9 protein-coding genes and 1 pseudogene are annotated in these 12,920 nt (G+C 74.5%); 4 read left to right on the forward strand and 6 right to left on the reverse strand.

Annotated features, from left to right (window positions below):
* Positions 1 to 48 precede the first annotated feature (48 nt).
* From AB2L27_RS13095 to AB2L27_RS13105, 3 genes are all read right to left on the reverse strand, one after another.
* Positions 49 to 1,527 (reverse strand): S1C family serine protease, encoded by a 1,479-nt coding sequence (locus tag AB2L27_RS13095; RefSeq protein ID WP_370441918.1) that lies wholly within the window; start codon positions 1,525 to 1,527, stop codon positions 49 to 51.
* A gap of 94 nt (positions 1,528 to 1,621) precedes the next feature.
* Complete coding sequence (locus AB2L27_RS13100; RefSeq protein ID WP_370441919.1) at positions 1,622 to 3,190, reverse strand: sensor histidine kinase; 1,569 nt, start codon at positions 3,188 to 3,190, stop codon at positions 1,622 to 1,624.
* Positions 3,187 to 3,906, reverse strand: coding sequence for a response regulator transcription factor (locus AB2L27_RS13105; RefSeq protein ID WP_370441920.1), 720 nt, complete (start codon positions 3,904 to 3,906; stop codon positions 3,187 to 3,189). Before AB2L27_RS13105 ends, AB2L27_RS13100 begins: the two co-directional genes overlap by 4 nt.
* Positions 3,907 to 4,014: 108 nt before the next feature.
* Between AB2L27_RS13105 and AB2L27_RS13110 the strand changes: the two genes are divergently transcribed.
* Together AB2L27_RS13110 and AB2L27_RS13115 are read left to right on the forward strand one after the other, a co-directional pair.
* Complete coding sequence (locus AB2L27_RS13110) at positions 4,015 to 4,797, forward strand: HipA family kinase (protein WP_370441921.1); 783 nt, start codon at positions 4,015 to 4,017, stop codon at positions 4,795 to 4,797.
* On the forward strand, positions 4,790 to 5,200 hold the full coding sequence (locus tag AB2L27_RS13115) for a DUF3037 domain-containing protein (RefSeq protein WP_370441922.1): 411 nt from the start codon (positions 4,790 to 4,792) through the stop codon (positions 5,198 to 5,200). Before AB2L27_RS13110 ends, AB2L27_RS13115 begins: the two co-directional genes overlap by 8 nt.
* A gap of 18 nt (positions 5,201 to 5,218) precedes the next feature.
* On the opposite strand, the pseudogene AB2L27_RS13120 reads toward AB2L27_RS13115, so the two are convergent.
* A pseudogene (locus AB2L27_RS13120) lies at positions 5,219 to 6,927 on the reverse strand (PhoX family protein).
* A gap of 233 nt (positions 6,928 to 7,160) precedes the next feature.
* Here AB2L27_RS13120 and AB2L27_RS13125 point away from each other — a divergent pair.
* Together AB2L27_RS13125 and AB2L27_RS13130 are read left to right on the forward strand one after the other, a co-directional pair.
* Positions 7,161 to 9,215, forward strand: coding sequence for a M3 family metallopeptidase (locus tag AB2L27_RS13125; RefSeq protein WP_370441923.1), 2,055 nt, complete (start codon positions 7,161 to 7,163; stop codon positions 9,213 to 9,215).
* Between the two features lie 157 nt (positions 9,216 to 9,372).
* Entirely contained in the window at positions 9,373 to 10,389 is a 1,017-nt protein-coding gene (locus tag AB2L27_RS13130) for an NADPH:quinone reductase (protein WP_370441924.1), read from the forward strand.
* A 65-nt stretch (positions 10,390 to 10,454) separates the two neighbouring features.
* On the opposite strand, the gene AB2L27_RS13135 is transcribed toward AB2L27_RS13130, so the two are convergent.
* A complete protein-coding gene (locus tag AB2L27_RS13135; protein ID WP_370441925.1) occupies positions 10,455 to 12,128 on the reverse strand; it encodes a DNA repair helicase XPB in 1,674 nt (557 codons plus the stop codon).
* Between the two features lie 37 nt (positions 12,129 to 12,165).
* Positions 12,166 to 12,903, reverse strand: a complete 738-nt coding sequence (locus AB2L27_RS13140; RefSeq protein ID WP_370441926.1) for a DUF4190 domain-containing protein — start codon at positions 12,901 to 12,903, stop codon at positions 12,166 to 12,168.
* Positions 12,904 to 12,920 lie beyond the last annotated feature (17 nt).

Below are 12,920 nucleotides of genomic sequence, written 5' to 3' on the forward strand. Positions count from 1 at the left end.
CTGACGAGCAGGGACGGGGTTCCAGGGACGGGGACGGGGGGTGCCGGGTCAGCCCTGGTCGCGCGCCGTGAGCGTCGCCGACAGCGTCTGCTCGGCTCCGTCCCGCACGACGGTGATCTTCACCGCGCTGCCCACGGCCTTGCCGCGGATCGTGGCGGTGAGCGACTCGTACCCGTCGATGGACGTGCCGTCCACCGCCGTGATGATGTCGCCGGCCCGCAGCCCGGCCTGCTCCGCGGGCGAGCCGCCGGTCACGTCGGCGACCTGGGCGCCCTGGCGCGAGACGTCCCCCACGGTGGCCGTCGCGGACTGCTCGGACATGCTCACCCCCAGCCAGGCGTGCTGGGCCGACCCGGTCGCGATGAGCTGGTCGGCGATCATCTTGACCTCGTCGGAGGGGATCGCGAACCCCAGGCCGATGCTGCCGGACTGGGCCGAGGAGGAGGCCGAGCTCAGCGAGGCGATGGAGGAGTTGATCCCGATGACCTTCCCGGAGGAGTCCAGCAGCGCCCCGCCGGAGTTGCCCGGGTTGATCGCCGCGTCGGTCTGGATCGCGTTGGTCGCGGCCGTCTCGGCCGTCGTCTGCTGCGGCTGCTGACCGCCGCCGAACCGGCCGAACGGGTCCTGCGCGGAGGGCTGCTGCTCGGTCTGGGTGATGACCGGCCGGTCCACCGCCGAGACGATGCCCGTCGTGGCGCTGCCGGACAGCCCCAGGGGGTTGCCCAGGGCCATGACCGCCTGCCCGGCGACGACGTCGCCGGAGTCGGCGAACGTCGCGGCCTTCAGGTCGCTCGGCGGGTCGGTGAGCGTGATGACGGCCAGGTCGGTGGCGGGGTCGGTGCCCTTGATGGTCGCCGCGTACTCCCGGCCGTCGGACAGCGTCACCGTGATCTTCGCGCCCTGCCCCAGGCCCGAGACGACGTGGTTGTTCGTGACGACGGAGCCCCGGGAGTCGTAGACGATGCCGGACCCCTCGGCCTCACCGGTCTGCCCCGTGACGGTCACCGACACCACGCTCGGCGCCACGGCGCTCACCACGCCCTGCCAGTTCACCGTCGTCTCGCTGACGCCCTGGACCGGGGCGCTCGCCGAACCGGCCGAGGAGGTCGTCCCGCCGGAGCCCCCCGCGGAGTCCTGCCCGAAGGCACCCACGGCGCCGACGGTCACGACGCTGGCCACGAGCGCACCGGCGATCGCGACCCCGGCGACCCCCAGCCAGCCGGGGGAGCGGCGCGGGCCGCGGCGGCCGCCGCCCCCACCGCCGCCGTGGTCCTCGCCACCGCCACCGGGAGGGGTGGGGCCCCCGGGGGTGGCCCAGGGGTCCTGACGGCCCTCACCGGTGGGGGTGCGGTAGGGGCCCTGGTTCCAGTCCCACGCCTGCTGCGGTGCGGTGGCGTCCGCCCCGTCCGGGCGCCCGTACCCCTGACCTGCCCCCTGACCCGGCCCGTCGCTGCCGCGGGCCCGGGTGGACAGGGCCCCGGACCAGGGCCCGGTGTCGTCGGTGGTGGGGCGCTGCGGGCCGTTCATCCGTTGCTCACCTCTGCGGTCGCGTCTGGGGTGTTCCGTCTACTCCACGAGGTTCGGGCACCGCGCTGCAGGTGGGCCCGGAGGCGGCTGGACCCTAGCTGTGAATGCGGTCGGTGGGCTCGTCCGCCCCGCCGTCCGCCCCGCCGTCCGTCCCGCCGTCGGCCCGGAACCGCAGCCGGAACGTCGCCCCACCGCCGTCGGTGGGCAGCACCGCCACCGTGCCCCCGTGCAGGTCGACGATGGTCGCGACGATGGCCAGGCCCAGCCCCGAGCCGCCGCCGGTGCCGCGCCGGCGCGAGGAGTCCACCCGGTAGAAGCGCTCGAACACCTTCTCCGCCTGGTCCGGGGTCAGACCCGGGCCGTGGTCGCGCACCTCCACCACGCACTCCGGCCCCGAGGGCCCCGCCACGCGCCCCACGGCCACCTCCACGTCCGTCCCGGCGGGGGTGTGGTGCACCGCGTTGGCCAGCAGGTTGGTCAGCACCTGGCGCAGACCCGCCTCATCGGCCGACACCACGGCCGAGGAGGGCCCCTCACCGGCGCGCAGCCCCGTCAGGCGCACCGCGCGGTCCGGGGCCAGGGCCCGGGCGTCGTGCACGGCGTCGGAGGCCACCACCACCAGGTCCACCGGCTCCCGGCGCACGGTGCGGGCGCGGTGGGCCTCGTCCAGGCGGGCCAGGGCCAGCAGGTCCTCCACGAGGGAACCCAGCCGCGTCGACTCACCCTCGATGCGGCCCATGACGTGCGCGACGTCGTCGGCCTCGCGCACCGCGCCCTGCCGGTGCAGCTCGGCGAAACCGCGGATGGCGGCCAGCGGGGTCCGCAGCTCGTGGCTGGCGTCGGCGACGAACCGGCGCATCTGCTCCTCCGAGCGCTGCTGGGCGCGGAAGGACGTCTCGATCTGGGCCAGCATCACGTTCAGGGCCCGCGACAACCGCCCGACCTCCGTGCCCGGCGGGGCGTCGGGCACCCGGCGCGACAGGTCACCGCCGGCGATGGCCGAGGCCGTCCGCTCGATGTCGTCCAGGGGCCGCAGGCTGCGCCGGATGGCCAGCACCGCGAAGAACGCGCCCAGGACCAGCACGCCCGCGGACACCACGAGGGCGATGGTGCGGAAGTCCGAGACGGTGCGGGTCGCGCCGGTCAGGGGCAGGGCGACGGCGATGTTCAGGCCCTGGTCGGTCCCGGCCAGGCGGGCCGGGAAGACGAGCACCCGCCACGGGGCGCCACCCCCGGCGTCGGCGACGGTGAACGGCTCGTCCCGGTGGGCCTGCACGTACGCCGACGTCAGCGTCGGCAGCGCCGGCGCCTTCGGGCACTCCCCGCCGTCGTGGGGCCGGGCGCACACCGGGTAGGCGTCCGAACCGTCGACGCCGGCGTAGACGACGTAGTAGTCCGACAGCAGCAGGTTGCGGTCGGCCGGCTGGTTGAACGTCGGGAACGCCTGCTGGGCGGTCGCCTGCCCCCGGTCGAGCAGCTCGGTGTCGACCTGGTTGCGCAGGTTGTCCTGCAGCAGCCTGGAGGACACCAGGCTCGTCAGGGTCATGGCCATCACCAGCAGCACGACGACCACGACGAGCAGGCGCACCTGCAGCGGCAACCGGGCCTCGGCCGCCAGCAGCCGCCCCCGCAGCGCCCCCCACCGCGCCCGGGCCGACCTCATCCCGCCGACTGGGGGACCCGCAGCACGTACCCGACCCCCCGCTTGGTGTGGATCAGCGGGTCCAGGCCCTCGGTGTCGAGCTTGCGCCGCAGGTAGGAGATGTAGGACTCCACGATCCCCGCCTCGCCGTTGAAGTCGTAGTCCCAGACGTGGTCCAGGATCTGCGCCTTGGACAGCACCCGGTTCGGGTTGAGCATCAGGTAGCGCAGCAGCTTGAACTCCGTCGGCGACAGCTCCACCTCCCGGCCACCGCGGCGGACCTCGTGGGAGTCCTCCTCCAGCTCCAGGTCGTGGAAGACGAGACGGCCCGTGTCGGGACCGGCCGCACCCCCCGTGCGGCGCAGGACGGCGCGGATGCGGGCCACGACCTCCTCCAGGCTGAACGGCTTGGTGACGTAGTCGTCCCCGCCGACGGTGAGCCCGGCGACCTTGTCGGCCGTGTCGTCGCGGGCGGTGAGGAACAGCACGGGGACCGCCCGGCCGCGTTCGCGCAGCTTGCGCGTCACCGTGAAGCCGTCCAGGTCCGGGAGCATGACGTCCAGCACGACGAGGTCGGGACGGAAGTCCTCGGCCAGCTTCAGGGCCTCGGCACCGTCGGCGGCCGAGGCGACCTCGAACCCGGCGAAGCGCAGGCTCGTGGCCAGCAGCTCGCGGATGCTCGGTTCGTCGTCGACGACCAGGAGACGGGCTTCCGGTGCGGCACCAGCGGATCTCACCGCCCCAGTCTGCGCCCGCACCCTGGGAGAGTCCTGGAGACCGCACCGCAGGCGGGGGAGGGAACCGCGAAGACCGCCGGTGAGGCGCCCGGGTGACAGGATGCGACGGTGCTGCGCCGCCTCACCGCCACCCGCTACGTCGTCCCGCTGCGCGAGGGCGGGAGCATGCCGGGGCTGTGCGAGGCCGACGACGACGGCACCTACGTCGTGAAGTTCCACGGCGCCGGGCAGGGCCGGCGCGTGCTCGTGGCCGAGGTGCTCGTCGCGGCGCTCGCCGGTGCCCTGGGGCTGGACGTGCCCGAGCTCGTCGTGGCCGACGTGGACCCGGTCATCGGCCGGGGGGAGCCGGACGAGGAGGTCCAGGACCTGCTGCTGCGCTCCCCGGGGGCCAACCTCGGGATGGACTTCCTGCCCGGTGCGCTGTCCTTCGACCCGGCGGTGGACCCCGTCGACCCGCGGTGGGCGGCGCGGGTGCTGTGGCTGGACGCGTTCGTCCTCAACGTCGACCGGTCCTGGCGCAACCCCAACGCGCTGTGGTGGGGCGGTCGGCCCTGGCTCATCGACCACGGTGCGGCGCTGTACTTCCACCACGACTGGACGCGCGCCGCGGCCAGCGTGGACCGGCCGCTGCGGCACGTGGAGGACCACCTGCTGCTCGCCGCGGCCGCGCCGCTGGACGACGTCGCGGCCCGGTGCGCGGCCGCGCTGACCCCCGACGTGCTGGGCGCCGCGGTCGCCGCGCTGCCCCCGGAGTGGGTCGAGGACGAACCCGGCTTCGAGGACGGCGACGCGGTGCGCCGGGCCTACCTGGACTGGTTCACCGGCCGGCTCGCCGCGACCGGGTGGCGCGCCGACCTCGACCGCGCCCAGCGGGAGGTGCCCCGTGGCTGAGGCGACCCTGGACGTCTTCGAGTACGCCGTGGTCCGCGTGGTGCCGCGGGTGGACCGCGGGGAGTTCCTCAACGCCGGGATCGTGCTGTGGTGCCGCGCCCGCGAGCACCTCGCGGCGGCCACCCACCTCGACGAGGACCGGCTGCGGGCCCTGGCCGGGGGCCCGGGCGCGGGCCTGGACGTGCCGGCGCTGCGCCGTCACCTGGACGCGTTCGAGGCCGTCTGCGCGGGGGACCCGCGGGCCGGGGCGGCCACGACGGAAGCGTCCGGCGCCCGCTTCCGCTGGCTCGTGGCACCCCGCTCGACGGTCCTGCAGACCTCACCCGTGCACTGCGGGCTGACCGCCGACCCGGCCGCCGAGCTGGACCGGCTGCTGACGCGGCTGGTCCGGCCCGGCGGCTGAGCCCGCGGTGGGGGTGGGTCAGCCCCGGCGGACCTGCACGACCGAGGGCCGGGGCTGGCCGGTGCCGTCGTAGGGGAACGTCGAGGCCGGCTCGTCGATCGTCGCCCCGTCCACCTCACCGGGGTGCTGCACGGCGACGAACACCGTCCGGCCGTCGTCGGCGATGAGCGGGCCGCACGTCTCCGCGCCGGTGGGCACCGACAGGAACTGCCGCACCCGGCCGCGGTCCGGACCGTCCACGACGACCTCGTACAACCCGTCGTTGGAGCCCAGCGTGTTGCCGTCGGTGGAGATCCACAGGTTCCCCGTGGTGTCGAACGCCACGTTGTCGGGGCAGGAGATCGGGGAGACCAGCGAGGGGTCGAAACCGCCGAAGTACGTGCTCTGGTCCTCCGGGTCGCCGCAGACGAGCACGAGGTTCCAGGAGAACTCCGTAGCCGCGGCGTCGTCGCGCGCCTCGACGATCTCCACGACGTGCCCGTCCTTGTTCAGCGGCCGGGGGTTGGCCTCGTCGACGCCCGGCGCGCCCAGCGTCCCGGGGCGGGTGTTGTTCGTGCACGCCACGTACACGCGGCCGTTGACGGGGTTGCGCTCGACATCTCCGCCACGACCGAGCGGCCGTTCCGCGTCAGCGCCACCCACCGGCCGCGGCCGTCGTAGCGCTCGTCCTCGATCCCGTCGGCGGCCAGGGACACCGTGGCGCCCTCGTGCTTCATGCGGCCCATCGCGGTGTGCTTGCGCGGGGTGGACGTCGGGTCCGAGGGGTCGACCTCGACGACCCAGCCGAAGCGGTTGGCCTCGTTCGGTTCCTGCTCGGCGCTGAAGCGCGCGTCGACGCGTTCCCAGGAACGCCCGCGGCTGCCGTAGACGCTGTAGCGGTCGCTCTGGCCGGTCTCGGTCTCGGGGGAGGAGAAGTACCCGTTGAAGTTCTCCTCGCCCGACAGCACCGTGCCCCACGGGGTGGTGCCGCCGGCGCAGTTGCCGAACGTGCCGACCGGGGTGCGGCCCTGCGGGTCCGCGCTCGTACGCAGCGCCTTCGCACCGGCGGCCGGGCCGGTGAACTCCATCGGCGTCCACGGGGTGATGCGGCGGTTGACGTCCGACCCCCGGAGGTAGCCCCAGGGGGAGCTCGCGTCCGCGCGGCGCAGTTCCACGACGGACATGCCGTGCGCGGCGATCGAGATCCGCAGCTGCTCGTCGGTGGCGGTGTCCGCGTCGGTCCAGTCGCGGAACATCAGTTCCTCGTTGGTGCACTCGTCGTTGCACACCAGCAGCGCTCGGTTCGGGTCCTGCAGCGCGACGATCGTCGTGCAGTCGTTGTTGCAGCCGAACTGCCCGAGCTGGGCCGCCTCGGTCTGGTTCTCGACGTCGAACTCGGGGGCCCCGGGCAGGATCGGGTCGCCCCGGGAGATCAGCGGCGCCCACGTCCAGCCCGCCGGGACGTCGAGGGAGTCGACCTCGGCCGGGACGGGGGCGATGACGTCGAACTCGACGACGTGACCGGGGTCGAACGGGTCCGCGAGCAGGTTCACGTCACCGTCGCCGGGGGCGGCGGCCGCGGGCCGGGCCCCGCCCACGGCGGCACCGGCGACGCCGAGGCCGACCAGTCCGGCCAGGACGCCGCGGCGCGAGACGGCCGAGCGCACCACGTCGCCGAAGCAGGCGTTGCCGGAGCGGTTCTGCACGGGCGTGGCGCACGACGTGGCGCACCGGTAGTGGCACGTCATCGGGCTCCGGCGCCCGGCGGGGGAGTACGGGAGCAGGGTGGGCGTGGGCCGGCAGGCGTCCGTGGTCACGGGGGAGGTCCGGTACGGCGGACGCCACAAAGCCTGCGCGGAGACTGGGGGGGGCGCTCCGGCGGCGGCGCGGTGGACGAACCGTGATCTCTCGCGAGCACGGTGAGCCTCACCTGCCCCGGGGTGAGGGGCTCCCGCGTCTCCCCGTGCGGCAGGATCGGGTCATGGACCTGCCGGAGTCGAACCCCTTCGCCGCCCCGAGCGACCTGCCCTTCGCCGTGCCCCCCTTCGACCGGATCCGCGCCGACCACTTCGCCCCGGCGTTCGAGGCCGGGGTCGCAGCCCACCACGCCGAGCTCGACGCGGTGTTCGCCCGGGACCTGCCGGCGGGGGAGTTCCTCGACGCTCTGGAGTCCACCGGCCGCCTCCTCGGACGGGCCGAGGCGGTCTTCTTCAACCTCGTCGGCACCGACGCCGACGACGACCTGCGGGCGGTGCAGGCGCGGTGGAGCCCCCGGCTGGCCGCCCACCACGACGCGGTGCGGCTCGACCCGCGCCTGGTGGACCGGGTGCGCGTCCTGCACGAGGACCCGCCGGCGGACCTGTCCGAGGAGCAGCGGCGCCTGCTGGACCGGCTGCACCGCGACGCGGCCCGCTCCGGGGCGCTGCTGGACGCGGCGGGCCAGGCCCGGCTGCGCGAGCTCAACGAGGAACTCTCCCGCCTGACCACCGCCTTCGACGTCGACCTGCTCGCCGACACCAACGACCTCGCCGTCCACGTCACCGACGCGGCCGAGCTCGAGGGGTTGAGCCCGGCCGAACTCGCCCGGGCCGCGGCGGCCGCCGACGCCGCCGGGCGGGGTGGCGGCCACCTGCTGCCGCTCGTCCTGCCGTCGGGCCAGCCCGTGCTGGAGTCGTTGCACCGCAGGCAGACCCGGCGTCGCGTGCACGAGGCGTCGGTGAGCCGGGGCGGTCGCGGAGGCCCCCACGACACGCGGGCGACGCTGCTGCGGATCGCGGAGCTGCGGGCGCAGCGGGCGGTGCTGCTCGGGTACGCCGACCACGCCTCCTGGGTCGTGGCCGACGAGACGGCCGGTGACGTCGAGGCGGCCGCCGGGATGCTGCGCCGGCTCGCCCCGGCCGCCGTGGCCAACGCGCGGGCCGAGGAGGCCGAACTCACCGAGCTGCTGCACGCCGACGGGTTCGAGGGACCGCTGGAACCCTGGGACTGGGCCTACTACGCCGAGCGCCTGCGCCGGGAACGCTTCGCCGTCGACACCGAGGCCCTGCGGCCGTGGTTCGAGCTCGAACGGGTCCTGGTCGACGGCGTGTTCGCCACCGCCACGGCGCTGTACGGCCTGACGTTCACCGAGCGCACCGACGTCCCGGTGTACGCCGCCGGCGTGCGCGCCTTCGAGGTGGCCGACGAGTCCGGTTCCCTCGGGCTGTACCTGTTCGACCCCTACGCCCGCCCCTCCAAGCGCGGGGGCGCGTGGATGAGCTCGTTCGTGGAGCAGTCCCGGCTGCTGGGGGAACGACCCGTCGTCGTCAACTGCCTCAACGTGCCCGAACCCGTCGCGGGCGACCCGGCGCTGCTGACGGTGGACGAGGTCGAGACGCTGTTCCACGAGTTCGGGCACACGCTGCACGGGTTGCTCTCCGACGTGCACTACCCGCGGTTCTCCGGGACGAGCGTCCCGCGCGACTTCGTCGAGTTCCCCTCCCAGGTCAACGAGTTCTGGGGGTTCGAGCCCGAGGTGCTGGCCCGCTACGCCCGGCACGTCACCACCGGCGAACCGCTGCCGGCGGGCGCCGCCGAGGGCCTGCGCGCCGCCCGCGCGCACGGCCAGGGGTTCGGCACGACGGAGTACCTCGCCGCGGCGCTGCTCGACCTGGCCTGGCACCGGGTGGCGCCGGGGGCCTTCGACGGTGCCGGCCCCGAGGACGTCGGCCGCTTCGAGGCCGCGGCGCTGGCCGAGGCGGGGGTGGCGCTGGAGACCGTGCCCCCGCGCTACCGCAGCACGTACTTCCACCACGTCTTCGGCGGCGGCTACGCGGCCGCGTACTACTCCTACGTGTGGAGCGAGGTGCTGGACGCCGACACCGTGGAGTGGTTCGCCGAGAACGGCGGCCTGCGGCGGGAGAACGGCGACCGGTTCCGGGCGACCGTCCTCTCGCGCGGGGGCAGCGTCGACCCGCTGGCGGCCTACCGGGAGTTCCGCGGGCGGGACGCGCGGATCGAGCCGCTGCTGCGGCGCCGGCAGCTCACCGGGGTCTGAGAGGCCTCCCGGGCGGGGTGCCGCCGGATCCGGCGCCGGGCCGGGGGCCTCGTTGCCTCCCCGAGGACGATGATCGGCCCCGTGGAGGCAACGAGGACCACGCTGTCGAGAGGGCCCACGCTGGAACAGGACGGCCGGTCGCAGGGTTCGCCCCCACGTGAGAGCTGTCGTGTACTCCGAGACCGGACCGTCCTCCGTCCTGCACCTGGCCGAGCGCCCCGTGCCCGAACCCGACGCCGGGGAGGTGCGCCTGCGCGTGGCGGTGTCGGGGGTCAACCCGACCGACTGGAAGTCCCGCAGCGGCGGCACCGCCTCGCTGGCCTTCCCCGAGGCCGCGCCCAACCAGGACGGCGCGGGCGTCGTCGACGCGGTGGGCCCCGACGTTCCCGACCTGGCCGTGGGGGACCGGGTGTGGACGTGCATGGCCGCCCAGGACCGGCCCACCGGCACCGCGCAGGAGTTCACCGTCCTGCCCGCCGACCGCGTCCACCGGCTCCCCGAGGGCGCCTCCTTCGACGTCGGCGCCTCCCTCGGCGTCCCCGCCGTCACCGCCCACCGCGCGCTGACCGTCGCCGAGGACGGCCCGCGCCGGCTCGCCCCCGGTGCGCTGGAGGGCCGCACGGTCCTCGTGGCGGGGGGCGCCGGTGCCGTCGGCAACGCCGCGATCCAGCTCGCCCGCTGGGCCGGCGCCACGGTCGTCACCACCGTCAGCAGCCCGGAGAAGGCCGAACTCGCCCGCGCCGCCGGGGCCCAGCACGTCGTGAACTACCGCGAGGGCGACCCGGTCGCGGCCATCCGCGAGATCGCCCCCGACGGCGTGGACCTCGTCGTGGAGGTGGCCCCGGCCCAGAACGCCGAGCTCGACGCGCAGGTCGTCCGCCCGCGCGCGTCCATCGCCGTCTACGCGAACAACGGCGGGGACGAGGTGCGCCTGGACGTGCGCCCGAACATGGTGACGAACGCCCGGTGGCAGTTCATCCTCATGTACACGATGGGCGCCGACGCCCTCGCCGCCGCCGCCGAGGACGTGACCGCCGCCGTCGCCGACGGCGCGTTCGGGGTGGGGGAGGAGCGCGGGCTGCCGCTGACGCGCTTCGCCCTCGAGGACACCGCGAAGGCCCACGACGCGGTCGAGGCCGGTGCCGTCGGGAAGGTGCTCATCGACGTCGGCTGAGCCCAGCGTCAAGAACGCGAGGACGCCCCGGACCGCGCGGTCCGGGGCGTCCTGCGCGTCGGGGGTCAGTCCGGCAGCACGCCGTTCGCGTCCGGCACGCCGCCCTCGATGTCGTCGGCGTCCACGATCCGGTAGGCGTACCCCTGCTCGGCCAGGAACCGCTGCCGGTGCGCGGCGAAGTCCTGGTCCTTGGTGTCGCGCGAGACGACCGTGTAGAAGCGCGCCGAGCCGTGGTCGCCCTTGGGGCGCAGCACGCGGCCCAGGCGCTGGGCCTCCTCCTGGCGGGACCCGAACGAGCCCGACACCTGGATGGCGACCTTGGCCTCGGGCAGGTCGATGGAGAAGTTCGCCACCTTGCTCACCACCAGCGTGGAGATCTCCCCGTGGCGGAACGCCTCGAACAACCGCTGGCGCTCCTTGACCGTCGTGTCGCCCTTGATGACGGGGGCGTCCAGGCGGTTCCCGAGGTCGTCGAGCTGGTCGATGTACTGGCCGATGACCAGCGTCGGCTCGCCCCGGTGCTGGGCGACGAGCTTCTCCACCACGCGCGACTTCGCCGGCGACGTGGAGCACAGCCGGTACTTCTCGTCGTCCTCGGCCGTGGCGTAGGCGAGCCGTTCGGAGTCCGGCAACGTGACCCGCACCTCGACGCAGTCGGCGGGGGCGATGTAGCCCTGCGCCTCGATGTCCTTCCACGGCGCGTCGTAGCGCTTGGGGCCGATGAGGGAGAACACGTCGCCCTCACGGCCGTCCTCGCGCACGAGGGTGGCGGTCAGGCCCAGGCGGCGGCGGGCCTGCAGGTCGGCCGTCATGCGGAAGATCGGCGCGGGCAGCAGGTGGACCTCGTCGTAGACGATGAGGCCCCAGTCGCGGGCGTCGAACAGCTCCAGGTGGGGGTAGACGCCCTTCCGCTTCGTCGTCACGACCTGGTACGTCGCGATCGTCACGGGGCGGATCTCCTTGCGGGCCCCGGAGTACTCACCGATCTCGTCCTCGGTGAGGGAGGTGCGCTTGACGAGCTCGTCGCGCCACTGCCGGGCCGAGACGGTGTTCGTCACGAGGATGAGCGTCGTCGCGCGGGCCCGCGCCATCGCCCCGGCCCCGACGATCGTCTTGCCCGCCCCGCAGGGCAGGACGACGACACCGGACCCGCCGTGCCAGAAACCCTCCACGGCCTCGTCCTGGTAGGGCCGCAGCGTCCAGCCGTCCTGGGCGAGGTCGATGGGGTGGGCCTCACCGTCGACGTAGCCGGCGAGGTCCTCGGCGGGCCAGCCCAGCTTGAGCAGGACCTGCTTGAGGTTGCCGCGCTCGCTGGGGTGCACGCGCACGGTGTCGGGCGCCAGGCGCTCCCCGAGCAGGGGCGCGGCCTTCTTGCTGCGCAGCACCTCCTCCAGCACGGCGGCGTCCAGGGCCCGCAGCAGCAGACCCTCGGCCTCGTCCTTGACAAGCTGCAACCGGCCGTAGCGGGCCATCGTCTCGGCCACGTCGACGAGCAGCGCGTGCGGGACGGAGTAGCGGGAGAACTCCAGCAGCGTGTCCACGACCTGCTCGGCGTCGTGGCCGGCCGCGCGCGCGTTCCACAGGCCCAGCGGCGTCAGCCGGTAGGTGTGGACGTGCTCGGGGGCCCGTTCGAGCTCGGCGAACGGGGCGATCGCCGCCCGGCAGGCCGAGGCCCGCGGGTGGTCGACCTCCAGGAGCAGCGTCTTGTCGCTCTGGACGATGAGGGGTCCGTCGGTCACCTGGTGGTCAACTCCGCGCGGGCTCGGGAACTTCCGGTCATCGGTGGAGCAGCACGCTCACGGTGTCGGTGTTGCTGTCGAACGAGGACCCGCTGTCGAAGCCACCGCCGATGCCGATGGCGAAGACGGCGATGAGCCCCAGGACCACCAGGACCGTCAGCCCGATGTTCACCCAGGCGCAGATCTTGCCGGCCAGCAGGTACCCCAGACCCCGCTTGGTGCCGCCGGACTCCACGATCTCCCGCCGGGCCCCGGGGGTGAGCGCCAGCGCGACGATCGCCGCGACCCAGCCCAGCCCGGTGCCCATGAGGACCAGACCACCGACGGCCGTCCAGCACACGGCGTGGGCCATGCCCGTCACCCGCGGGCCGCCGTACCCGGGGTACTGCTGGTCGTACTGCGGCTGGTACCCGCCGTAGGACCCCGCCGCCGGGTACTGCTCGTTCTGCTGCGGGGCGTAGGACTGCGGCCGGCTGTACTGCGGCTGCCCGTACGGCGACTGCTGCCCGTACGGCTGCTGGTCGGAGGACCCGCCGTAGCGCGGCAGCCCCTCGGTCGGGGCCGCCCCGCTCGTGGGCCGGGCCTGGGTGGGGGCCTCACCCGACGAGCCCGACGAGCCCGACGAGCCCGTGCGGTACGGGTCGTGCGCATCGGTCCCGCCGCCCGGCTGCTCACCGGAGCGGTAGGGGTCCTGCGGTGCCGGGTCCGCGTCCGGCTTCTCCCACCAGGAGCGCTGTCCCTCGCCCTGCCCGTTGTCGTTCATCGTGGTCCGCACTCCGAGTCTGTCCGCTG

Origin of the sequence: Kineococcus halophytocola, from assembly GCF_041276425.1 — a bacterium.
GTDB lineage: Bacteria > Actinomycetota > Actinomycetes > Actinomycetales > Kineococcaceae > Kineococcus > Kineococcus halophytocola.